Here is a 23,158-nt window from a genome sequence, read left to right on the forward strand (position 1 = left end):
AGCTGAACGATGTCAGAAGCCGGTTGAAAGCGTGATCAAGCCGCCGTTGCCCGGGGCAGCATTGCCCGCGACGCGCCACAGGTAAACGGCTTCGATCCGCGCCGGCGCCTGCCCCACCGTCAGGCGAAAGCTGACCTTAGGCCCCACATCCAAGCGTGCGGCCCCCTTCTGCGCCCCGCCCCGCGCGGTTGCGCCAAGCGCGACATCGCCGAGGTCGAATGCAGCGACGTCGCGTTCCACTACCAGCGCGCCATCGGCGAACGGTGTCGCGAAACTGCCGCCGACGAAACCGGCCTGCCCATATCCGCGTGCATTCAATCCTGCAGGCAACCCGCGCCGCTCGAACCCGCCGGCAACGAACGCGGCCGGTCTGAACTCGGCAGCCTCCCCCGGCCTGTGCGTGGCCCGAACCTCGGCATGGACGGCAAGCGGAACGCGCGCGAACGGGCGCAGGCGAAGCCCAAGGGCGGCTTCGGTCTCCCCATCCTCCACGAGCGCCCTGGTGGCGCGTGCATAGGCGCTTGGATCATGCGCCGTGCCCGGAGCGAGTCGGTACGACAGGAGTGCGCCCATCTGGCTGGCGCCATAGCTTGCCGGACGCACGCCACCTACCAGAGCCCCCGTATCGCCTTGCCGCAACACCACCCAGCTGTCGATCCGCCAGGCGGAGCCGGCGATCTGCGGCGAGAAGGGGTCGCGCGGCGCCGATCCGGCGTTGTCGAGCGCGGTCGCCACGCTGCGCGGCAGCGGCAAGGCCGCCATGCCGGCACTGAAGAGCAGCGCGTGGCCTGCAGCGCGGCGATGCGTATCGAAAGCGCGTTGCCGTGCGGTTGGGTCAGCGAACTGCGCGGCGATGTCCCGGTAACTTGCGCGCACGGCTGTTCGGTCCGCAAGGTATCCTGGTACATCAAGAAGCCGCGCGCCAGCTTCGGGGGCACGCGCTGACAGCGGAATGCTGCGTGTGGCGGGCCGCGGTTCGGCAACCGGCAGATTTGCCCCGGCGAACCGCAACGTCTCGGACAGCCGAAGCGTTTGCGGCCACGGGCTTTCCCACAACAGGAGCCGCGCGAGGCACCAGCCGGCGAGCAGCAATCCCAGAAACAGCACAGGCTGCCCCTGCCGCCGGGCGATCACATCGCTCATGCGACCTGCCCGTCCCGCTGAACGAGAGCAGGATGATCGCGGTGTTCGGTCTTGTCCCACACGATGGGCGCACCGCGCAGCGTGCCGATATAGGCGGCAAAAGCCCGGCGGCCGGCGATGATTGCAATGATGTTCGAGACGAAGGTCCGCGGGATGGCGAGCACCCCCTGCCGCCAGCCATATTCACGCGCCGTGCAGCAGAACCGCACCATGAACCGCAGCATCAGACCGGTCAGGTTGAGCCACAGCAACGCCTGCAAGAGAGGCGAAGCGGGCGGTGCCTGTGCGATACCGATCTGTTCGAGCACCAGTCGCACGGCGATCATGCACACCAGCACGTAAGCGATCACCAGCAGGATGGCGGCGAGCGGCCCGCGGCGGTCGCGCAGTTGCATCCACAGATCGACTGGCTGCCGGCCCCAACCGAGCCGGTCCCATCCCTGGAGCGCGATACCGTGCATCCAACGCGTTTTCTGGCGCACCGCCTGATCGAGCAGCGGGGGGAAGAACGCGCGCGTCGCAACCAACCGTCCTTCGGCAGTACGGACGCGCAGGAACCGTCCCTTCCCGCCTGCCTGGGCGATCTTGAGCCCGAGTTCGTAATCCTCGGTCAGCGATTCTTCGGCAAAGGGTTTGCCCTGGCTGGCGCGAGCCAGTTGGGCGAGTGAACCGCGCGCAATCGCGCAACCAACGCCCGCGCCCGGAATGGCTGCGCCCAGCGCATCGCGCACGACCAAGGCCTTGCCATGCGCCTCCGCGAATTCGTCGGAGTAATGCGAGCCGATCCAGCGGGAATCCGGCTGGGGCAGCGCAAGAACCGGTAGCTGCACGAAATCCGCCTGCCACAGGGCCCGGTCGAGCAGCGGCAGCGCGGCGGGGTCGACCATGTCTTCCGCATCGTGCAACACGATCAGCCGAGCGGTGACGCCCGTTCGCTGTTCATCCTCCTCCAGCGCATCGTAGAGACGGTTGAGGCAATCCGCCTTTGACGTCGGTCCATCCTTCCCGTGCACGACGAGCCGGACCCGCGGGTCGCCGCGCGTCGCCGCGATAATCGAGGCGATGGTGGCGGCGTCATTGCGATAGCACCCGATATAGACGGTGAGCTGCGCATAGGCCCATGCATCCAGCATATGCGTCAGCGTCGAGCCGATGACCTCGGCCTCCTGCCAGGTCGGAATGAAGACGGCCGCCGGCCCTGCCAGGCCTTCAAGCTGATCCAGCTCCCGCTCATCGATTCGCGGGGTCCGGATACGGCCCGTGATGCGGCACCAGAGATACGTGCAATCGAGGGCGAATTCGTCGATCATCCCCAGCGCGAAGAAGGCCGCCGCGAACAGCAGCAATTCGTGCTGCACCAGCAAAAACCATTCGGCCGCTGTGAAAGACGCGAAAAGCAACCCTTTACCCCCCGCCTTTCTCGATACCCGCGACTTTCAACACTTGCAACGCAGACAGCTTTGCGAAAGAGAGCATGCCCGAGATGACCGAACGTCCTTCAGCTTTCCGCCTCGTTTTTGCCCCCGTCCGCGCGCTCTTCGTGAGCGATGCGTCGGCTGGCATCCTGCTCATCCTCGTTGCGGCGGCGGCCATGCTGGCAGCCAACTCCCCGCTCGCGGGCGAATACGAACAATTGTTCTATGGCGAACTGCCGTGGACGCCGATCCCGAAGCTCGACGATCTTCACCTGTGGATCAACGACGGTCTGATGGCGGTGTTCTTCTTCGTCGTCGGGCTCGAAGTGAAGCGCGAATGGATCGAAGGACAATTGTCGACCGCCCAATCGCGGCGACTGCCGATTCTCGCGGCCATTGCCGGGATGGCCGTGCCTGCACTGGTCTATGTCGGCGTGGTGGGCGGCGATGCCGAACTGCTGCGTGGCTGGGCCATTCCCGCAGCGACCGACATCGCTTTCGCGATGGGCGTTCTCGGGCTGCTGGGCAATCGCTGCCCCGCCTCGCTCCGCCTGTTCCTGCTGACCGTGGCAATCGTCGACGACATCGGGGCGGTGCTGGTGATTGCGCTGTTCTACACCGCCAACATCAAGCTGGGCTGGCTGGCTGCATCGGGCGCGGTGGTGATCGCCATGATGGTGCTCAACAAGATGCGCGTCGCGCGCTACTGGCCCTATATCCTGCTCGCGTTGGTGCTGTGGTACTTCGTGCTCAATTCGGGCATCCATGCCACTATCGCCGGCGTCGTCGCAGCGCTGTGCATTCCGATGGTCGGCCCCGACGATCAGACCATGGTCGAACGGATGGAACATGGCCTCGCCCCGTGGAGCGCTTATCTGGTCGTACCGGTATTCGGCTTCGCCAATGCCGGGGTGCCGCTGGCGGGCATGGGCGTGGACCAGCTGCTTGCCCCCCTGCCGCTGGCCATCGCGGCGGGCCTGTTCCTGGGCAAGCAGGTCGGCATCTTTGCGGCCATCTTCGTGGCCGACAAAATCGGCTTCGCGCCGCGTCCCGACCAGGCGACCTGGCCCGAGATCTGGGGCGTATCGATCCTTTGCGGGATCGGTTTCACCATGTCGCTGTTCATCAGCGGACTGGCCTTCGCCGGGCAGCAGCTGCTCATCAACGAAGCCAAGATCGGTATCCTGCTGGGCTCGCTGATTTCGGCGCTTGCCGGATACGCCATCATCCGGATGTCGGCCAAACATCCCGACGATGTGCGCTCACCCTATATCGACTGACCCTTCGGTCGCATGACGAGTGCGCGGCGGGAGCTTACCAGCTCCCGCTGTTCTCCATGCTCGCCCAGGGTTCCTGCGGCTCCAGATACCCGTCCTGCAGCAATTCGATCGAGATACCGTCGGGCGTCTTGACGAACGCCATGTGCCCATCGCGCGGCGGACGATGAATGATGTGTCCGGCATCCATGATTGCCTGGCAGGTCTCGTAGATGTTCTCGACCCGGTAGGCGAGGTGGCCGAAGTTGCGCCCGCCGGTGTATTCCTCGGGGTCACTGCCGTCCTCGGGGGGCCAGTTGTAGGTCAGTTCGACCTCGGCGACGCCCTCCTGCCCCGGGGCGGCCAGGAAGATCAGCGTGAACCGGCCGGCCTCGACGTCGAAACGCCGCGTTTCTTCCACGCCGATCAGCTTGAAGAAGGCCAGCGTGGCATCCGCATCGGTCACGCGGATCATGCTGTGCAGGAATTTAGTCAAGGGACACTCCGTTCGTTACCAACCGGTGGGGCTGTGATCGCGCAACGGCGACCGGCGACCGGCATCAAGCCGCGCCCTGCCACATCGAGCCGGCGCGATGCAATGCGCCATCAACGATGTCGCGGTCGCCCGCCGGGCACCGCGAGAGGCACATAGCGGATAGCTCATACCAAAAGGGGCGCGCCATTGCTGGCACGCCCCCGCTTTCCCGCCCGGTGGTTCCTTAGAAACTGGCGGAGATGGTCCCCACGATGGCATCGTCGGTGAAGCCGTCGACCGACGGGCCTTCGACCCCGACATAGGAGACACCGACTTCGAAATTGCCTTGCGCTACCGCCAGGCCGAGCGCCCAGTCGAGCCCGGTATCGTCGGCTGCACCAGCCAGCAGCGGCGGAGCCAGCGCGCCGTCGGTATAGCCGAGGTGGCCGGTCACGCTGAACGGCGAATCGGCAATTCCGAAACCCACATCGGTATAGATGTAGAGGTTGTCGTCGCCGCCGAGCGAATCCTGTTCGGGCGCATAGGCAACACCCAGCGTCGCTTCCGCCGGGCCCAGGTTCGCACTGATCGAGGCATAGGGTTCGATATAGTCGGTATCGAGCCCGAGGTCCTCGGTTGGATACATGTAATAGAGCACCCCGACGTCGATGCCGACTGCATCGCTCAGCGAGCCACTCCACCCGGCATAGAGATCCAGTTCGACATCACCATAGGACGGGCCGCCCTTGATCGAACTGGCCCAGGTGCCGATGTAGAAACCGCTGTCGTGTGCGACATCGAAACCGCCCTGGATCGCCGGATCGCCGCCCGAGAGCGAGACCCCGCGGAAGCGGTAGTCGGTGGTCAGGGCAACATTGGCGGATGTGGTGAAGCCGCTGTCTTCGGACTGCGCCATCGCCGGCGTTGCAAGGGAAAGGCCCGCCGTAGCGAGAGTTACGGCCATCAGGCCGCGAAAGGACGTGAGCATTACAAACTCCTGTACGAGTGTCGCTTCGTCCCACCTGCGAATCCGCCGGGGCCATTTTATTAGGCCTCTCATCCGGATACAGTTACAAACCTGCACGTAGCTGCGCGTTTGCGCAAGATCGCGCCGCCCAGTTTTCGCATATGCAACAAAAGCTGTGGTTTTCTCGCAACGGCAACACGGCGCAATCCGGGCATTTGTTGCCCCCGTCACGGCAAGCGCCTATCTGGAGCGTCCCCTTTCAAGAACCCGCAGAAAACCAACGATTTTCACCATGATCAAACTCGCCAGACTGTTCAGCAAAGGCAAATCGGCAAAGGTTTTGCCGAAAGTGCCCGAGGGCGAGCGCTACTACGTCATCGGCGACATTCACGGGCGCTGCGACCTGTTCGACGAACTGATTGTCGCGATCGAAGACGACGATCGCCGCGCAGGGCCTGCGCAAACGACGGTGGTCCTTCTGGGCGACCTCGTCGACCGCGGGCCCGAAAGCGCCCGCGTGATAGAGACAGCCATGCAATGGGGCGAGCGGCGCAGCGTCCGCTATATCGCGGGCAATCACGAGGAAATGTTCCTCGAAAGCTTCGAGGACAAGGAGATGCTACGCCATTTCCTCAAACACGGCGGGCGTGAAACCGTGCTCAGCTACGGGATCAAGAAAAAGCGTTATAACGAACTGTCGCTGAAGGAACTGCAGGCCGAACTGCACAAGCTCGTACCCGCAGAGCACCGCAACTTCCTGGCCGCGATGGAAGATATCATGATCGCGGGCGATTATGTCTTCGTCCACGCGGGAATCGATCCCAAGCGCAGCATCGAGGACCAGAAAAGCTCCGACATGCGCTGGATCCGCGATCGGTTTCTCAAGCACCGCGAGCCGCTTAGCCATGTCGTGGTTCACGGCCACACCATCTTCGAAGACGTCGAACACACCGACTACCGCATCGGGATCGACACCGGCGCCTTTCGTACCGGCAACCTGACCGCACTGGTGCTGGAAAACGACGAGAGGCGCCTGATCCGGGCACTCGAAACCGATGGCACGATCACGACCGAGAGTCTGGCGTTCGGCTGACGGCGTGACCGCTGTGCACGGATAGCCGACCACGCTCTCCGCTTCTTCGAGAAAATTGCCAGGGGGCCTGTAAGCCGGGTTCTGTCCTGCGCGCGGTATGCTTGCACACCAGCCACGCGGGGGCAGCCATTCGTCTAGGCTTCGGATTGCTCCGAAGCTCAAGCAGCCAACCCGGGCGGTCGATGCGAAACGCACCTGCCCGCTTGCGCGGGCGCGCCGCCCCTATTCGGCCTTGCTCCGGGTGGGGTTTGCCATGCGGGCCGCGTTGCCGAAGCCCCGGTGCGCTCTTACCGCACCCTTTCACCCTTGCCTGGACCTGCAAGCAGGCCATCGGCGGTTTGCTCTCTGTGGCACTTTCCCTCGGCCGCCATCCGAGGACAGCGACCGGGCGGGCGTTACCCGCCACCCTTGTTTCGTGGAGCCCGGACTTTCCTCGTACCTTGCGGCACGCGGCTGCCCGGCCCCCTGGCGGTACGCGCGATAGGGCAAACCGGGTGTGGCGCCAAGCCCGCCATTGGCCCCGTGCCCGTTCGCCGGTCCGGCACATCGGACGCGCGGGCTTCTTTGATCCCCCACCCCCTCCAAATCATTCGATTTCCTTAACCTTTCCCGCTTAGGCGCCCCACGTTCTGCGAATGGATGCAGAGGGAATTTCAGAAGCTTCATGCGAATCATTGGCTGCATCGTCGAAGACCACAATCTGTGGTTCGTGCTGATCGCCGCGATCATGTGCGTTGCAGGATCGATGGTATCCGCCACGCTCTTTCGCCGGACGATGGCTGAAGAGGGTCCAGCGTGGGTCCATTGGTGTTTCCTTTCTGCCGTAACCGCCGGGGCGGCTACCTGGGCGACGCATTTCATCGCCATGCTTGGCTATCAGACCACCGCCCCGGTCTCGCTCGACGGCGTGCTGACCGTTATCTCCGCGCTCATCGCTGCGGGCGGCATCGGCCTGGGCCTGGTCCTCGCTTCATCGACTTCCGCGCGCATCGCGGTTCTGGGCGGGGGGGCAACCATCGGCTTCGCGATCAGCGCGATGCACTACGTCGGCATGTTTGCCTATCGCGTCGACGGGATCGTCAGCTGGGACTGGCGCTATGTCCTCGCCTCTCTCGCAATCGCCATGGTCTGCGCTGGCTCCGCCATCCATCTGCTGCGCGATCAGGACAACGGATATCGCGTATGGCAGGCCGGAATGTTGCTCGCCTTGGCTATAATCGGCCTGCATTTCAGCGGCATGGCAGCATTTTCGGTGACCGCGATGGCTGGCTATTCGCAAAACGGCGACAGCGATGCCTTCGCTGCCCTGGCTGCGGCCATCGGCATGGTCGCGCTGCTGATCGTGGGCACCGGCATCTCCACCTATTTGGTCGAACGCAAGGCCAGCTCGGACGGAGAGAACCGCATCGCGCATATCGCCATGCACGATGCACTGACGAACCTGGCCAATCGCCGACAGTTCACCGAAGCACTAGCGGGTGAATGCAATGCCATCGATAGCGGGGGCCAACCGTTCGCGCTGATGATGGTCGATCTCGATCGTTTCAAGCCGATCAACGACACACTCGGACATCCCGCCGGCGACCTCGTGCTGCAACGTATCGCCAATCGGCTCAAGTTGGCAGCGCGCAGTGGCGACATCGTTGCGCGGATCGGGGGCGACGAATTCGCGATCATCGCATTCGGGGTCACGGGAGTCGCGACTGCGGCGGAAATCGCCGAACGCGTCGTCGAAGTGCTTTCGCGTCCGATGGTCATCGATGGAAATGTCGTGGAAATCAGCGGCAGCGTGGGCGTGGCGCTGGCGCCCGACCATGGCACCGAGCCCGACGCGCTCGTCCAGCACGCCGACATTGCGCTGTATTCGGCCAAACATCATGGCAAGCAGACCTACCGGGTATTCGAACCGCAGTTGATGGAGGTGATCCAGCGCCAGCGCTCGCTCGAGGCCGCGCTGCGTCGCGCCTCGATGCGCGACGAATTCCGCATCGTGTATCAACCGGTGTTCTGCTCGGCGAAGGGTGAGATTACCGGTGCCGAAGCGCTGCTGCGCTGGACCTGCCCCGAGCATGGCGAAATTTCGCCGACCGAATTCATTCCCATTGCCGAAGAACTCGGGCTGGTTGCACGCATCGGCGCGGATGTCCTGCGCAAGGCCTGCAAGGACGCCGCCTCATGGCCTGCCCACATCGACCTCGCGGTCAACGTATCACCGGTCCAGTTACTCGACCCGCGACTGCCGCAAACCGTTGCGCAGGCGCTGGCCGACTCGGGCCTGTCCCCGTCCCGCCTCGAACTCGAAATCACTGAAACCGCACTGCTCAACAATGACGAGGCAGCGCTGCGCACGCTGACGCAGATCCGCGATCTCGGCGTCCGCATTTCGCTGGACGATTTTGGCACGGGCTATTCCTCGCTCAGCTACCTTCACCGTTTCCCGATCAGCCGCATCAAGATCGACAAGAGCTTCGTCCAGAAGCTGCCTGACGACGTCGGCAGCGCTTCGATCGTTCGGGCAATCGCCCAGCTTGGTTCAAGTCTCAGCATGAAAATCACCGCCGAAGGTATTGAAACCGATTCGCAGCTGTCCTTCATCAAGGAACACGGGTGCGACGAGGTGCAGGGCTTCCTTACCGGGCGACCCATTGCCCTCGCCGACTTCCTGGTCCTTACCGGCCAGCAGGCCGAAAACGTCGAAGCCTAGGAAGGAAGCGAAACATGCCGATCAGCAGGCTGCTCTATACCAGCTCCGCCCGCCTCGAACCGGGCCCGCAGACGATCGACAAGCAACTGTGCCGACTGGCCGGGGAAGCCGCGCTGCTCAACGAGGAAGCGGGAATCACCGGCGTGCTCGTTTATGTCGAAGAGCAGTTCATTCAGGTCCTCGAGGGCGAGAGCGCCGTGGTCGAGGAAGTCTTCGAACGCATCTGCTGCGATTTCCGCCACGCGCAGATCAAGCTGATCGACCTCATCCCGGTCAGGCAGCGGATGTTCGCGCGCTGGCACATGGCGCGGTTATGCGAAGGCGCGGATCCCGAATCGATGCTCGACGACGATTTGAAGAACATTCGCTACCTGCTGGGCGTGAACGCGCGCGCCGCGGTCGAACGAATGTACGAAACGCTCATATCGTATGAGGATATCGACAGCTAGGATCAGCCTGCCGCGGGCGCTGCGTGAGGCGAGCCGAAACCCGGCCTAACGCGTAAGGCCGCGGTCGCGGTCGAGCAGCAGCTGGAACAGGATGGCGCGCACCTCGCCGTCGATTTCGCCGTTGATCTTTTCGGGCCGCCAGCGGCGCTGGAAGGCTTCCACCGCCTTGTGGCCATCGGTTACATCGTATCCGAACCGCTCGAGTGCGAGATAGAAGGCCGCGTCGTTGTCGAACGGGTCGCCCCGTTCGAGCTTCTGGGGCCGCGGCAGGCACAGGCCGTATTCCGCCAGCCGGTCCCATGGGAAGAGTTCGCCGGGATCGATCTTGCGCGCCGGTGCAACGTCCGAATGGCCGATCACATTGGCCCGCGGGATATCGTACCGCTTCACGATCCGCGCCACCAGCGGGACCAATGCCTGGAACTGGGCCTCGTTGAATTCGCGGTAGCCGTATTTGTGACCGGGGTGGTCGAGTTCGATACCGATGCTCGCCGAATTCACGTCCTTGTGTCCGCGCCAATAGGCGACCCCGGCGTGCCAGGCGCGCTTTTCCTCGGGCACCAGCCGGACGACCTCGCCCTGTTCACCGATCAGGTAATGCGCGGAAACCTGCGCTTCGGGATCGCACAACCGTTCGATCGCGAAGCCCTTGTCCTGCATCTCGGTGTAATGAATCACCACCATCTGGATGGGCATGGTGCGTTCGTTGTGGTTCGGCGACAGCACCTCGCGGTCGACCAGTTCGTCTTCGCTGACGGGCAGCTTCTCCCCCGGCGTGCCGAAATCCGAACTCAACCGATCAGCCCTTCGGCTTCGGGCAGGACCGCGCCGAGCACCAGCGCATCGTCACCGCGGTGATACTGCAGCCCGCCGCCGCTTTCGCTGGCAAGCAGGTGGATCATGTGCGCGGCGGCAGTGCGGCTGGTGAGGTCGGACCGATCGAGCGATCCGTCGAGCGCCCTGCCGATGGTTTCATCGAAGGCGATCTTGGGCCCGGCGGCGCGCACCACGATCTCGCAGGCTCCGTCGCGGCGTTCGGCCCCGATGTCGAGCGTACCGCCACGCACCAGCGCATCGATGGCAATCTGGGCGAAATTCAGCAGGACCTTCACCGCCGGCTTGGCCAGCGTGGCATCGGCCAGCGCCCAATTGAGGCTGATCTTGCCATTATCGGTCACCAGCGCCTCGATCAGCGCCTGCGGTTCGGTCACTTCGACGCGGTCGCCGAACCCCCCGGCGGCGCCGAAAGCGAGCCGGAAGAACTTGAGCTTGCTGGTGCTGACATGCGCACTCTGTTCGAGCAGTTCGACCACATTCGCCCGCATTTCGGGATCGGTTTCCATCGCCAGCAGCTCGAGCCCGTTGGACAGCGCGCCCACGGGGCTGAGCATGTCATGGCACAGCCGCGAACACAGCATTGCGGCGAGATCGATCGATTGGCGGTCGTCCATTGAGGTCCCGATTGGTGAAGAATTCATGAGCGTCTTAGCGAGGGGTGACCTCATAGGGAAGCGGTTCGAACCCGGCATCCCCCGAACGCCACAGCGTGATTCGGCCCACCGCGATTATCGCCCAGATCGCCCCGTCGTTCGCTGCCAGCGCGCTGTCGGTCGCGGACGGCCGGGCCAGTCCATTGGGGTGCGAGTGGTAGTAGCCGATAACGCGCGGGCCGCCCGAACGCGCCGCGCGGTGCGCGTCGATCAATACCTGCGGATCGATTTCGAAATGCCGCGCGGGATCAGGATGGACATTGCGCGCCGGCAGCGACCCGGTGACGCCATCCTCCGACCCCAGCAGCACCCCGCAGCATTCCAGAGGGTGCGCACGCTGTGCTTCTGCAAGCATGCAGGCGACGACATCACTTGAGAGTTCGAACGGCATCGCGCATGGCCCTAGCATGGCCGAAGCCGATATCATCACCGGAAAGCTGGCCAGCGGCGGCCGCCTCGACAAGGCGCTGGCTGACGCGACCGAACTGTCGCGCGAACGGATCAAGGGCCTGATCGCTGCGGGGGCCGTCACCATCGGCAAGACGCTGGCCCGCAGCGCATCGGCGAAGGTGCAGGGCGAAGAGCGTTTTGCCATCGCCCTGCCCCCGCCCGAACCGCTGGCCGCACTGGCGCAGGACATACCGCTCGATATCGTCTTCGAGGATACCCACCTGCTGGTGGTCGACAAGCCCGCGGGAATGGTGGTGCACCCGGCAGCGGGCAATCAGGACGGTACGCTGGTCAATGCGCTGCTCCACCATTGCGCGGGCCGCCTGTCGGGGATCAACGGCATTGCCCGCCCCGGTATCGTCCACCGTATCGACAAGGACACGTCGGGGCTCTTGGTGGTCGCCAAGTCCGACGCCGCGCATGAAGGCCTGGCGCGGCAGTTCGCCGATCATTCGATCACGCGCCGGTATCTGGCGGTCTGCGCCGGACACCCCGCGCCGCCGGCAGGCACCATCGCGGGCCGGATCGGGCGTTCGGTTCACGACCGCAAGAAGATGGCGGTGTTGCCCGACGATACGACGCGCGGGAAGCACGCCGTCACGCATTTCGAAACGCTGCGCCACCTCAATCACGCGGCGCTGCTCGAATGCCGTCTTGAAACCGGGCGCACGCATCAGGTCCGCGTTCACTGCGCGTCAATCGGTCATGCGCTATTGGGGGATCCAGTATACGGTCGGACTCCCAAGCCCTTGCGGCAGGTGCTCGAATCACTCGGGTTCCACCGCCAGGCGCTGCACGCGGCACGGCTGGGCTTCAGCCATCCTATCAGCGCTGAAACCTTGGATTTCCGCGCCGAACTGCCAGCAGATATGCGGGAACTCATCGACGAAACCGCACGTTGAAATCGATGAAACGCGTGTGCAATTTGGGCCGTGTCCGCTATACGTAAACCTAGTGGCCCGAAGGTTGGATGCCCGTCAGGGGTCCGACGAGCGAGGTCGACGCAAGAAAGGTCAGGGTACAAGTGAGCAATACCAAATCTTTGAGTGTCCCGGCACTCGGCGGCGAGCAGAGCCTCAACCGCTATCTTTCCGAAATCAAGAAATTCCCGGTGCTGACGCAGGAGCAGGAATACATGCTCGCGAAGCGCTATGAGGAACATGACGATCCCGAAGCTGCGGCGCAGCTCGTCACCTCGCACCTGCGGCTGGTGTCGAAAATCGCCATGGGCTACCGCGGCTACGGCCTGCCGGTGTCGGATCTCATCTCCGAAGGCAATGTCGGCCTGATGCAGGGCGTCAAGAAGTTCGAGGCCGATCGCGGCTTCCGCCTCGCGACCTATGCCATGTGGTGGATCAAGGCGAGCATCCAGGAATATATCCTGCGCTCGTGGAGCCTCGTCAAAATGGGCACCACCGCCGCGCAGAAGAAGCTGTTCTTCAATCTGCGCCGGATGAAGAAGAATCTCGACGCTTACGAGGACACCGACCTCCATCCCGAGGATGTGAACAAGATCGCTACCGATCTCGGCGTGCCCGAGCAGGAAGTGGTCAATATGAACCGCCGCATGATGATGGGCGGCGACGGGTCGCTCAACGTGCCGATGCGCAACGGCGAAGACGGTTCGGGCGAATGGATGGACTGGCTCAAGGACGATGGTCCTTTGCAGGACGAGCTCGTCGCCAATGCCCAGGAATCGGAAGTCCGCCACGACATGCTGATCGAGGCGATGGACGGGCTGAACGAGCGCGAGAAGCACATTCTCACCGAACGCCGCCTGACCGAGAACCCCCAGACGCTGGAGGAACTCAGCCAGGTCTATGACGTCAGCCGCGAACGCATCCGCCAGATCGAAGTTCGCGCGTTCGAGAAAGTGCAGAAGGCAATGAAGGCCATCGCCGGCGAGAAGCTGCTGGCCGGCGTGGCCTGACCGGACATCGCTTCGTCAATCCCTATGAAAAGGCCGCCGACACCTCCGGGTGTCGGCGGCCTTCTTCATTCGAACGGTCTAGCTGGCGGGTGCCAGTTCCAGCACAGCCGCCACCATCGCCTCGGTGCCCAGCGTTACCGACTCGCGCGGGGCGATCTTGAACAGGGGCGAATGGTGCGAAGGCACCGGGGGGCCGCCGGCTTCAGCTGCATCGAACGCCGCCTGCGGTGTGCCCCCGACAGCGAAGTAGTAGCCGGGGACGCCATATTCCTCGGCGACGAAATAGGCGAAATCTTCCGCACCCATCCCGCGCTGCTGCCATGGGATGAGCACCTCGTTACCCAGATCGCGCTGCAGTGCCGCGTTGAGTCGCCGCGCGAGTGCGGGGTCGTTGTTGGTTACGGGGGTTCCTTCCGACACCGCGACCTGCACTGGCATCTCTTCGGGCAGTCCATGCGCCCTGCCCGTATTGACGGCTATGCGCTCGATCGCGGCGAGCAGCTGCGCACGCGTGTCCTCGTCATTGGCGCGCACCGTGAGCTGCAGATCCGCCCGGTCCGAGATAATGTTGTGCTTGGTACCCGAATGGAACGCCCCCACGGTGATCACCGCGGGCGACAACGGCTCGATCTCGCGGCTGACGATCGATTGCAGCGCCGTGACGATCTGCGAGGCGATATAGACCGGATCGCGGCCCATGTGTGGGCTGGCCCCATGCGCGCCGACGCCCGGCACGATGATATCGACCGAATCCGCGCTCGAATACTGGATGCTTTCCGAGGCCGAAATCTTGCCCGCCGGCAGGATCGAGGCGACATGGAACGCCAGCGCGTAGTCGGGCGTGCCGAACCGGTCGTAGAGGCCGTCTTCCAGCATCGCAGCCGCGCCGCCGACCCGCTCTTCCGCCGGCTGCACCACGAACATGAGCGTTCCCGACCATTGGTCCTTCATGGCCATCAGGCGCCGCGCGGTGCCGACCATCGCGGTGATATGCACATCGTGGCCGCAAGCATGCATGACAGGGTATTCCGTGCCGTCCTGACCAACCTGCGTCACCGTCGATGCGTATTCGAGCCCGGTCTTCTCGGGCATCGGCAGGCCATCCATGTCGGCGCGCAGCAGGATCAGCGGGCCTTCGCCGTTGCGGGCCATGGCAACGACCCCGGTCCCGCCGACGCCTTCGGTCACGTCGAGCCCGGCAGCCCGCAATTCGGCAGCCATCCGCTTGGCGGTCTCCGTTTCGAGGAAGGACAGTTCGGGATTGGCGTGAAAATGCTCGAACAGATCTTCGAGATGGCTGTCGTAATCCGCGGCCACCGCCTGTTTTACCTGTGCCGGATCGGCGGCGGCGGGTGTGGCACCCAAGGACAGGGCCAAGGCCGAAGCGGCCAATCCGAAAATCGCTTTGCGCATAGATACTCCCTCACGGCTCCCCATGGCCGAAGGGGCAGGTAAGCATGCATGGTCGCCGGTCGCAAGCAGGCTGATTGCGCCCGCCCGCCCGGCCAGCTAGATGCCCGGGAATGCGCTGGGTGATCCGCTTCCTTTTCAAGGCCCTGATCGGCTTCCTGGGTCTGAGCCTGGCCCTGGTGCTGGTGTTCAAATTCATCCCGGTACCGGTAACCGCCACCATGCTGATGGATTCCAACGGCATCACCAAGGACTGGACCGCGCTTTCGAATATCGACCGCACCATGGTTCGCGCGGTGATTGCCGCTGAAGACGGCAAGTTCTGCAGCCACGAGGGTTTCGACCATGAAGCGATCGAGGACGCGCTCGAGAACAACCGCCAGGGTGGCAGGATCCGCGGCGGGTCGACGATCAGCCAGCAAACGGCGAAGAACGTCTTCCTGTGGCAGGGCGGTGGCTATGTCCGCAAAGGCTTCGAAGCCTGGTTTACCGTGCTGATCGAACAGATCTGGGGCAAGCGGCGGATCATGGAAGTCTATCTCAACGTCGCTGAAACGGGCCTGGGCACCTATGGTATGGAGGCCGGGGCGCAGCGCTACTTCGGCAAGTCCGCCGCTTCGCTGACTCCGCTCGAAGCGGCCCGGATGGCCGCCGCATTGCCGCAGCCCAAGCAGCGCGCCGTCAGGAACCCGAGCGGCTGGCTGGCGCGCCATGGCAACACGATTTCTGCGCGCATCGGTTCGGTAGCCCGTGACGGCCTCGATTCCTGCGTCTATCGATAACGGCGATGGGAGCGGGCCACAGCCATTCGCATGATCACGGGCACGGGCACAGCCATGCCCCCGCCGATTTCGGCAACGCCTTCCTGATCGGCATCATTCTCAACACCGCATTCGTCATCGTCGAAGCAGCCTATGGCTGGATTTCCGGATCGATGGCGCTGATCGCCGATGCCGGGCACAATCTGTCCGACGTCCTCGCGCTGCTGCTCGCATGGGGGGCAAGCGTCGCGGCCAGGCGCCCCGCTTGCGAACGTTTCACTTATGGCTTCAAGAGTTCCACGATCCTTGCAGCGCTGGCCAATGCCGGATTGCTGCTGGTCGCGATCGGCGCGATCCTGTTCGAGACGCTGCACCGCATGGCCGAACCGGCACCGGTCCAGGGGGAAACGATGGCGATCGTCGCGGGCATCGGTATCCTCGTGAATGCCGGTACCGCTGCGCTGTTCCTGCGCGGACAGCACGATATCAATATCCGGGGGGCGTTCCTGCACATGGCGGCCGATGCGCTGGTCAGCCTGGGCGTGGTCATCGCGGGGCTGGCAATCATCTGGACCGGTGAACGCTGGATCGATCCCGCGGTCAGCCTCGTTATCGTCGCCGTTATCGGCTGGGGGACCTGGGGCCTGCTGAAGGACAGCGTCGCCATGAGCATGCTTGGCGTGCCCAAGGGGATTTCGGAGAACAAGGTGCGCGCCTATCTGTCCGGCCTGCCAGGGGTCGACGCGGTGCACGACCTGCATATCTGGCCGATGAGCACGACCGAGACCGCGCTGACCGCGCATCTGGTCATGCCCGCGGGCCACCCGGGCGACGGGTTCCTCCGGCAACTGGCGGGCGAACTGGATCGCCACCACCGCATCGGGCATCCCACCATCCAGATCGAAACCAGCCGCGCGGCGTGCGGGACGGGTTGCTGATGCGCCGGTCCACGTCCCAGGCGCGCGAAATGCTAAAGGCGGCGATGCGCCGCCTGGCCGCCGGCGATCGCTCGGCTCTCGAAGAGGTCTACCGCGCCACATCGGCGAAACTATTCGGCATCTGCTACCGTATCTTGGGCGATGAGAAAGAAGCCGAGGACGCATTGCAGGACGTTTACCTGACGCTATGGCGGCGCGCGGATCGCTACGATCCCGAGCGCGCCAGCCCGATATCGTGGCTGGCCACTTTTGCGCGAAATCGCGCGATCGACCGGTTGCGCGCAGGGAAAGTCCGGCTGGCCGCAGTCCCCGAGGACCAGGCTGGGCCCGTTCCCGACGATCGCCCCCTTGCCGAAGCGATGATGATCGATTCCGAACGCGAAGCGCGCGTCCACACCTGCCTCGAAACTCTCGACGAAACCCCGCGAGAGGCGATCCGCACCGCCTTTTTCGACGGCCGCACCTATGCCGAGCTTGCCGAGCGGATGGATGTACCTCTGGGGACGATGAAGAGCTGGATCCGCCGCGGGCTCGCGAAGCTCAAGGGTTGCATGGAGATGGGCGAGTGAACGCCGACCAACTGCTTGCCGCCGAATATGCGCTTGGCCTGCTGGAGGGCGAGGATCTGCTCGCCGCTCGGGCACGCGAATCCGCCGATCCCGCCTTCGCACGAGATGTCGCAGAGTGGCAGGAGCGTCTCGCTCCGCTGGCCGACGATATCGATCCCCGCATGCCCCGCGAAGAGGTGTGGCAACGCATCGAAGCCGAACTTGGTGCCGATAGCGGCAACGCGCAGGTCGTCGCGCTGCGCCGCAGCCTGCGCCGTTGGCAATGGGCGGGCGGTCTCAGCGCGGCGGCGGCGATTGCGCTCGCTTTCCTCGCGCTGCCGCAATTGATCGGCCCCGCCGGGGAGACCCGCCCGGACCCGGCCACCGAGCGCATGGCCCGGGCACCGATGACGGCAACCATGCCGATAGGCGGCACCCCGCTCAATCTCGATTTTACCTATCTGCCGGACGACCGCAGCTTGCTGGTCGGCGCGGTCGGCCTCGAAGCAGATGGCGTGCACGATCACGAAATCTGGTTCGTTCCGCCCGAAGGCGAGCTGGTCTCGCTTGGCGTGGTGACTCCGGGCGAGGTCGTCGCGCACAGCGTGCCGGAAAGCGTCGCCCGCACCTTGCACGATGGTTCGCAGCTGCTGCTGACACGCGAACCGCTCGGCGGCAAGCCAGAGGATTCCGCAGCCGGTCCGGTTGTCGCCGAAGCCGAATTCGCCACGATCTGATTTTTTTACCCGGCATGCATCCGCAAGGACGCAGCCCTCGTAACTCTTCGCACAGGCAGGACGGGGCCTGACGCAAAGGAGAGTTACAATATGGCGTTTTCTACCTCACTGAAGGCTTCGGCCCTTGCTTCGATCGCGGCGATGGGCGCTTTCGCACTCGCTACCGGGAGCCCGGCGCTGGCCGACCATCACGGCAAGAAAGCCGAAATGAGCCAGGCGAACATCGTCGAGACCGCGATGGGCACGGGAATGCACGAGACACTGGTGGCTGCTGTAAAGGCTGCCGGACTGGTAGACACGCTGGCCGCTCCGGGGCCGTACACTGTCTTTGCGCCGACCGATGATGCCTTTGCAGCATTGCCCGCCGGCACGGTCGACACGCTGCTCCAGCCCGAGAACAAGGGCCAGCTGACCAGCATTCTCACCTATCACGCAGTGGCCGGGCGCGTTCCCGCATCCGCGCTCGCGCAGGCGATCACCGACGCTGGCGGCACTTACGAATTCCAGACCCTCGCCGGCAACACGCTGAGCGCGTCGTTCGACGGTCAGAGCATCGTGGTTACCGATGAAGCCGGTCGCACGACCAATGTGGTCAAGGCCGATGTTAACACCAGCAATGGCGTGATCCACGTGACCGACGGGGTCTTCCTCCCCGGCTGATCGATCCCCCCGGATGCCGTGTAACGACCCTTCTGGCACGGCATCCTCCTGTCCCCCGTCCGGCGCTCCGCAGAGGCCGGGCGGGGTTTTTTTGACCTGAAACCAGAAGCGCGCCGCCTGACCCGGTCAGACGGCGCGCTTTGTGTTCGCTACGAAGGAAGGCCTGTTCAGGCGGCTTCTTCCTTCTTGTCGTCCTTCTTGCCGCCATGGACCTGGACCGGCTCTTTCTTGCCTTCGACCACATCCTTGTCGATGACGATTTCGGTCACCCCGTCGAGATCGGGAAGGTCGAACATCGTATCGAGCAGGATACCTTCGACGATCGACCGCAGGCCGCGGGCCCCGGTCTTGCGCATGATTGCCCGTTCGGCGATCGCGCGCAGCGCTTCGTCGGTGAACGTCAGTTCGACGTCCTCAAGCTCGAACAGCTTGTGATACTGCTTGGCGATGGCGTTCTTGGGCTCCTGCAGGATCGTTACCAGCGCATCGACATCGAGGTCGTGCAGCGTGGCGATGACCGGCAGACGGCCGACGAATTCGGGGATCAGGCCGAATTTGAGCAGGTCTTCCGGCTCGCTCTTCTCGAGCAGTTCACCCACCCGCCGCTTGTCCGGATCGGCGACATGTGCACCGAAGCCGATCGAGCGCTTCTGCAGGCGGTCGCCGATGATCTTGTCGAGCCCGGCGAAGGCGCCGCCGCAAATGAACAGGATATTGGTCGTGTCCACCTGCAGGAATTCCTGCTGAGGGTGCTTGCGACCGCCCTGCGGCGGGACCGAAGCGGTGGTCCCTTCCATCAGCTTGAGCAGCGCCTGCTGGACACCCTCGCCCGATACGTCGCGCGTGATCGAGGGGTTTTCCGCCTTGCGCGTGATCTTGTCGATCTCGTCGATGTAGACGATGCCGTGCTGGGCTTTCTCGACATTGTAGTCGCTGGCCTGAAGCAGCTTGAGAATGATGTTCTCGACATCTTCGCCCACGTAACCCGCTTCGGTCAGCGTGGTGGCGTCGGCCATGGTGAACGGCACGTCGAAGGTGCGCGCCAGCGTCTGCGCCAGCAGCGTCTTGCCCGAACCGGTCGGACCGACGAGCAGGATGTTCGACTTCGCCAGTTCGACATCGCCGGCTTTCGCGCCATGCTTCAACCGCTTGTAGTGATTGTGCACCGCGACCGAGAGCACGCGCTTGGCGCGATCCTGCCCGATCACGTAATCGGCGAGCGTGGCGCAGATTTCGGCGGGCGTGGGAACGTCGCCTTCCTTCTTGCCGGTCAGTCCCGCCTTGGTTTCCTCGCGGATGATGTCATTGCACAGTTCGACGCACTCATCGCAGATGAACACCGTCGGGCCCGCGATGAGCTTCCTCACCTCGTGCTGCGACTTGCCGCAAAAGCTGCAATAAAGGGTCGATTTGCTGTCGGTTCCGCTCAACTTGGTCATATCCTAACGTCTTTCCCACGCCCCGCCGGCCGAAGGCCGACTGTAGGGACCATGGGATTTGGGTCAATATCGTAGGTACCACACTGCCCTTGCTACAGGCTGAAGTGTCAGGGTTGCCAAAACCCTACGACATTCTCGCACCATTCCCCCACGCGCATCGTGCCCGTGCGGGGATTTGCCACCCGAATTACTCGGGCGCGCCGCCCGAACCTTCGGCATCGCCGCCGTCGTTTTCGGGCCGGGTTTCGAATACCTTGTCGACGATGCCGAACTTCATCGCTTCATCGGCTTCAAGGAAGGTATCGCGGTCCATCGCCTTCTCGATATCGTCGAGGCTCTGGCCGGTATATTTCACATAGAGATCGTTCATGCGCTTCTTGATGCGCAGGATCTCGCGGGCCTGAATCTCGATGTCCGAGGCCATGCCGCGTGCGCCGCCCGAAGGCTGGTGCACCATGATCCGGGCATTCGGCAGCGCGATGCGCATGCCGGGTTCGCCTGCCGCCAGCAGGAAGCTGCCCATCGAGGCGGCCTGGCCCATGCAGACGGTCGAGACGCGCGGCTTGATGTACTGCATCGTGTCGTGGATCGCCATGCCGGCAGTCACCACGCCGCCGGGCGAGTTGATATACATGCTGATCGGCTTCGAGGGATTTTCGCTTTCGAGAAACAGCAGCTGCGCGGTGATCAGCGAAGCCATGCCGTCTTCGACCTGCCCCGTCACGAACACGATGCGTTCGCGAAGCAGGCGGCTGAAGATGTCGAAGCTGCGCTCGCCGCGGCTGGTCTGTTCCACCACGACCGGCACCAGCGCACCGGTAAGCGGATCGCGGGTGAACTGGCCCTGGGTGCCGTGGGCGTCGCTGCCGAGCAGGTCGATCATGAGTATTCCTCTTGTCGGGTGAATCGGTCGCCTATGTCGCCATGGTGCGAGCGATGTTCAAGGGCCTTAACCCACGAAAGGCACGGATATGTGGCCCTTGCCCAAGAACGGGGCGCTTTCCTCCGCGCTTCCCCCCGCCCCGGCCCAGAGCCGACACGGAAGATTCCGTTTGTCGGCTGCCGAACGACGCCGGTCGAGCGTCCGTTGGCCTTGACGGTTACAAACGTAGACGAAGTGCCGGAAAGCAAGAACAGGACAGTGGGAGGCTGCCGTTTTCAAGTCATCGACATCAGGGCTTCTGGGCGCTTCGCTCGCGGCATTATGCGCTTGGGTCCATGCCCCGGCGCAGGCGCAGGATGCCGTGGCACCCGCAGCCACCCCGCCCGCTGTCACCGCAGGGGCGCAGGTTTTCGAACCACCCTATTTCGCGCAGTTCGCACCCCGCAACGCGCTCGACATGGTCGACCGGATTCCCGGATTCTCGATCAGCGGTGGAAATAACCAGGGCCAGCGCGGACTGGGACAGGCAACGCAGAATGTGATCGTCAACGGCGAACGCCTGTCGAGCAAGTCGGAAAGCGTCAGCGACCAGTTGCGGCGCATCCCGGCCACCGATGTCGTGCGGATCGAAATCCTCGATGGCAATGCGACCAGTATTCCCGGCCTTACCGGCCAGGTTGCGAATGTCGTCTATACGAGCACCGGAGCATCCGGCCAGTTCAGCTGGACCGCCGGGTTTCGCCCGCACAATACTGCGGCACAGCTTTATGGCGGCGAGATATCCGTCATCGGCAGCAGCGGCGCACTGGATTACACCGTGTCGCTTTCGAACGACAACGATCGCTTCGGTGCCGATGGGCCCGTGGCGATCGCCGATCGCGAAGGTATTCCGCTCGAGCAGCAGTACAGCAAGTTTTCGGGCAAGTTCGACAACCCGCGCCTGTCGACCGCTTTCGCCTACGATTTCGGCGGGAATGTCGTCGGTAACCTCAATCTCAGCTACGGTGAAGACTTCTACGTCCGCCGCGAACCTGAAACCGCCACGCGGGCGCAGGGCCCGGTGCGGTTTCGTGATGTCCGGGTCGACGAGGACGGCCCCGAATACGAACTGGGCGGTGATATCCAGTTTCCCTTGGGGCCAGGCAGGCTCAAGCTGATCGGTCTCGAACGGTTCGAGCGCGACAATTACACGTCCACGCTGATCGACAGCTTTTCCAACGACAGCATTCCAACCGGATCGCGCTTCCAGCAGACCAATGCCGCCGGCGAGCGGATCGGGCGGTTCGAATACGACTGGAAGCTGTGGAATGCCGATTGGCAGCTGTCGGGAGAAGCGGCCTTCAACCGGCTCGAACGGCGCTCGCGCCTGTTCGAGCTCGTGCCCGGCGGCGAGTTCGTCCAGCTGCCCTTCCCGCAGGGCAATGGCGAAGTCCGCGAAGACCGCTACGAAACCAGCCTGAGCATGTCGCGCTCGCTATCGCGCACCCTGTCGCTCCAGCTGATCGGGGCGATGGAATTCTCCACCATCGAGCAGACCGGCTTCGCAGCCAATTCGCGCAGCTTCAAGCGCCCGAAAGGTTCGTTTGCTGCAACCTGGAAACCGCGCGAGGATTTCGACATCTCGATTACCTTCGCCAAACGCGTCAGCCAGCTTTCCTTCGGCGACTTTCTCGCCTCGGTTTCGCTAAACGACGACAACCAGAACGGCGGCAACAACGAACTGGTCCCCTACCAGAGCTGGAACATCGAGCTCGAGGCCAACAAGACCCTGGGACCGTGGGGATCGATCCAGCTGCAGGCGAAGCGTGCCTGGTTCGAGGATTTCATCGACTGGTTCCCGCTCGCCAATGGCGGCGAGGCCCGCGGCAATATCGGCGATGCCGAACGGTTGCACCTGCAGGCCAATGCCACGCTCAATCTCGATCCGTTCGGGTTCGCGGGCGCGCGCCTCGACGTGGAAGTGGTCAAGCGGTTCATGGATGTGACCGATCCCTTCACCGGGCTGTCCCGGCCGTTCTCCTACGATTCCGAGGGCAGCTTCGACATCGACTTCCGCCATGACATTCCCGCGACCGACTGGGCCTGGGGCGTCAATCTGAACCATTTCGACCAGGCGCCGTATTCGCGCCGCTACGAGAACGGGCGCGAGTGGGAAGGGACGGTGTTCGGTGCGGTGTTCGTCGAGCACAAGGATCTCTTCGGCCTCACCATCCAGGCACAGGCGAGAAACCTGCTGGGGGCACGCGATTACTTCCGGCGGACGGTCTATGACGGACCGCGCCCCGACGCCGGCATCCGCTTCACCGAATTCCGTGATCGGCGGATCGGGCCGATCTTCCGGCTGGTCGTCAGCGGAGATTTCTGACTCGCGCGGACCCGCACCCGCGCTTGCGCGTTAGGCAAGCGAGGG

At 63.8% G+C, this 23,158-nt stretch carries 22 protein-coding genes and 1 other RNA gene; 12 read left to right on the forward strand and 11 right to left on the reverse strand.

Annotated elements, in window-relative coordinates; genetic code table 11:
* Positions 1 to 12 precede the first annotated feature (12 nt).
* Positions 13 to 1,143 carry a hypothetical protein gene (locus tag GRI55_RS00545; RefSeq protein ID WP_160765851.1) on the reverse strand — a complete coding sequence of 377 codons (1,131 nt, stop codon included), beginning with the start codon at positions 1,141 to 1,143 and terminating at the stop codon, positions 13 to 15.
* A complete protein-coding gene (locus GRI55_RS00550) occupies positions 1,140 to 2,543 on the reverse strand; it encodes a glycosyl transferase family protein (RefSeq protein WP_160765852.1) in 1,404 nt (467 codons plus the stop codon). Before GRI55_RS00550 ends, GRI55_RS00545 begins: the two co-directional genes overlap by 4 nt.
* A gap of 83 nt (positions 2,544 to 2,626) precedes the next feature.
* On the opposite strand from GRI55_RS00550, the gene nhaA reads away from it, so the two are divergent.
* The gene (gene nhaA, locus GRI55_RS00555) at positions 2,627 to 3,838 is read left to right on the forward strand and encodes a Na+/H+ antiporter NhaA (protein WP_050601002.1); all 1,212 of its coding nucleotides are present in this window, start codon (positions 2,627 to 2,629) and stop codon (positions 3,836 to 3,838) included.
* A 34-nt stretch (positions 3,839 to 3,872) separates the two neighbouring features.
* On the opposite strand, the gene GRI55_RS00560 is transcribed toward nhaA, so the two are convergent.
* Both GRI55_RS00560 and GRI55_RS00565 read right to left on the reverse strand, forming a co-directional pair.
* Positions 3,873 to 4,310 carry a VOC family protein gene (locus tag GRI55_RS00560; RefSeq protein WP_063510979.1) on the reverse strand — a complete coding sequence of 146 codons (438 nt, stop codon included), beginning with the start codon at positions 4,308 to 4,310 and terminating at the stop codon, positions 3,873 to 3,875.
* A gap of 223 nt (positions 4,311 to 4,533) precedes the next feature.
* Positions 4,534 to 5,277: a TorF family putative porin gene (locus GRI55_RS00565; protein ID WP_063506542.1), complete on the reverse strand. Its 744-nt coding sequence runs from the start codon at positions 5,275 to 5,277 to the stop codon at positions 4,534 to 4,536.
* Positions 5,278 to 5,548: 271 nt separating this feature from the next.
* Here GRI55_RS00565 and GRI55_RS00570 point away from each other — a divergent pair, with 271 nt between their 5' ends.
* Positions 5,549 to 6,349, forward strand: a complete 801-nt coding sequence (locus tag GRI55_RS00570; protein WP_050600826.1) for a metallophosphoesterase family protein — start codon at positions 5,549 to 5,551, stop codon at positions 6,347 to 6,349.
* Between the two features lie 54 nt (positions 6,350 to 6,403).
* Here the strand turns inward: GRI55_RS00570 and rnpB are convergent.
* Positions 6,404 to 6,818: RNase P RNA component class A (gene rnpB, locus GRI55_RS00575), an RNA gene on the reverse strand.
* Between the two features lie 195 nt (positions 6,819 to 7,013).
* On the opposite strand from rnpB, the gene GRI55_RS00580 reads away from it, so the two are divergent.
* Both GRI55_RS00580 and GRI55_RS00585 read left to right on the forward strand, forming a co-directional pair.
* The gene (locus GRI55_RS00580; RefSeq protein ID WP_160765853.1) at positions 7,014 to 9,053 is read left to right on the forward strand and encodes a putative bifunctional diguanylate cyclase/phosphodiesterase; all 2,040 of its coding nucleotides are present in this window, start codon (positions 7,014 to 7,016) and stop codon (positions 9,051 to 9,053) included.
* A gap of 14 nt (positions 9,054 to 9,067) precedes the next feature.
* Positions 9,068 to 9,502, forward strand: coding sequence for a BLUF domain-containing protein (locus tag GRI55_RS00585; RefSeq protein WP_050600828.1), 435 nt, complete (start codon positions 9,068 to 9,070; stop codon positions 9,500 to 9,502).
* A 45-nt stretch (positions 9,503 to 9,547) separates the two neighbouring features.
* Here GRI55_RS00585 and GRI55_RS00590 read toward each other — a convergent pair whose 3' ends face one another.
* The 3 genes from GRI55_RS00590 to GRI55_RS00600 all read right to left on the reverse strand — a co-directional run bounded on the left by GRI55_RS00590 (position 9,548) and on the right by GRI55_RS00600 (position 11,383).
* On the reverse strand, positions 9,548 to 10,198 hold the full coding sequence (locus tag GRI55_RS00590) for an N-acetylmuramoyl-L-alanine amidase (protein WP_160766422.1): 651 nt from the start codon (positions 10,196 to 10,198) through the stop codon (positions 9,548 to 9,550).
* A 95-nt stretch (positions 10,199 to 10,293) separates the two neighbouring features.
* Complete coding sequence (locus GRI55_RS00595; protein WP_050600829.1) at positions 10,294 to 10,953, reverse strand: histidine phosphotransferase family protein; 660 nt, start codon at positions 10,951 to 10,953, stop codon at positions 10,294 to 10,296.
* A 34-nt stretch (positions 10,954 to 10,987) separates the two neighbouring features.
* A complete protein-coding gene (locus GRI55_RS00600) occupies positions 10,988 to 11,383 on the reverse strand; it encodes a M67 family metallopeptidase (protein ID WP_160765854.1) in 396 nt (131 codons plus the stop codon).
* A 16-nt stretch (positions 11,384 to 11,399) separates the two neighbouring features.
* Here GRI55_RS00600 and GRI55_RS00605 point away from each other — a divergent pair, with 16 nt between their 5' ends.
* Positions 11,400 to 12,344 (forward strand): RluA family pseudouridine synthase, encoded by a 945-nt coding sequence (locus GRI55_RS00605; protein WP_160765855.1) that lies wholly within the window; start codon positions 11,400 to 11,402, stop codon positions 12,342 to 12,344.
* 68 nt (positions 12,345 to 12,412) lie between these two features.
* Positions 12,413 to 13,372, forward strand: coding sequence for an RNA polymerase sigma factor RpoH (gene rpoH / locus GRI55_RS00610; protein ID WP_237452361.1), 960 nt, complete (start codon positions 12,413 to 12,415; stop codon positions 13,370 to 13,372).
* 78 nt (positions 13,373 to 13,450) lie between these two features.
* On the opposite strand, the gene GRI55_RS00615 is transcribed toward rpoH, so the two are convergent.
* Positions 13,451 to 14,785, reverse strand: coding sequence for an amidohydrolase (locus tag GRI55_RS00615; protein WP_160765856.1), 1,335 nt, complete (start codon positions 14,783 to 14,785; stop codon positions 13,451 to 13,453).
* A gap of 110 nt (positions 14,786 to 14,895) precedes the next feature.
* Here GRI55_RS00615 and mtgA point away from each other — a divergent pair, with 110 nt between their 5' ends.
* From mtgA to GRI55_RS00640, 5 genes are all read left to right on the forward strand, one after another.
* Complete coding sequence (gene mtgA / locus GRI55_RS00620) at positions 14,896 to 15,564, forward strand: monofunctional biosynthetic peptidoglycan transglycosylase (RefSeq protein WP_160765857.1); 669 nt, start codon at positions 14,896 to 14,898, stop codon at positions 15,562 to 15,564.
* A 5-nt stretch (positions 15,565 to 15,569) separates the two neighbouring features.
* Positions 15,570 to 16,481 (forward strand): cation diffusion facilitator family transporter, encoded by a 912-nt coding sequence (locus GRI55_RS00625; protein WP_160765858.1) that lies wholly within the window; start codon positions 15,570 to 15,572, stop codon positions 16,479 to 16,481.
* Positions 16,481 to 17,050 carry a sigma-70 family RNA polymerase sigma factor gene (locus GRI55_RS00630; protein ID WP_160765859.1) on the forward strand — a complete coding sequence of 190 codons (570 nt, stop codon included), beginning with the start codon at positions 16,481 to 16,483 and terminating at the stop codon, positions 17,048 to 17,050. Before GRI55_RS00625 ends, GRI55_RS00630 begins: the two co-directional genes overlap by 1 nt.
* Entirely contained in the window at positions 17,047 to 17,766 is a 720-nt protein-coding gene (locus tag GRI55_RS00635; protein ID WP_160765860.1) for an anti-sigma factor, read from the forward strand. The genes GRI55_RS00630 and GRI55_RS00635 overlap by 4 nt, the downstream gene beginning before the upstream one ends.
* A gap of 90 nt (positions 17,767 to 17,856) precedes the next feature.
* Complete coding sequence (locus GRI55_RS00640; RefSeq protein ID WP_160765861.1) at positions 17,857 to 18,426, forward strand: fasciclin domain-containing protein; 570 nt, start codon at positions 17,857 to 17,859, stop codon at positions 18,424 to 18,426.
* A gap of 167 nt (positions 18,427 to 18,593) precedes the next feature.
* Here GRI55_RS00640 and clpX read toward each other — a convergent pair whose 3' ends face one another.
* Both clpX and GRI55_RS00650 read right to left on the reverse strand, forming a co-directional pair.
* Positions 18,594 to 19,865, reverse strand: a complete 1,272-nt coding sequence (gene clpX, locus GRI55_RS00645) for an ATP-dependent Clp protease ATP-binding subunit ClpX (RefSeq protein WP_050600838.1) — start codon at positions 19,863 to 19,865, stop codon at positions 18,594 to 18,596.
* A gap of 187 nt (positions 19,866 to 20,052) precedes the next feature.
* On the reverse strand, positions 20,053 to 20,748 hold the full coding sequence (locus GRI55_RS00650) for an ATP-dependent Clp protease proteolytic subunit (RefSeq protein WP_050600839.1): 696 nt from the start codon (positions 20,746 to 20,748) through the stop codon (positions 20,053 to 20,055).
* Between the two features lie 361 nt (positions 20,749 to 21,109).
* Between GRI55_RS00650 and GRI55_RS00655 the strand changes: the two genes are divergently transcribed.
* Complete coding sequence (locus GRI55_RS00655) at positions 21,110 to 23,113, forward strand: TonB-dependent receptor plug domain-containing protein (RefSeq protein ID WP_307019670.1); 2,004 nt, start codon at positions 21,110 to 21,112, stop codon at positions 23,111 to 23,113.
* Positions 23,114 to 23,158 lie beyond the last annotated feature (45 nt).

The organism is Qipengyuania citrea (assembly GCF_009828015.1).
Classification (GTDB): domain Bacteria; phylum Pseudomonadota; class Alphaproteobacteria; order Sphingomonadales; family Sphingomonadaceae; genus Qipengyuania; species Qipengyuania citrea.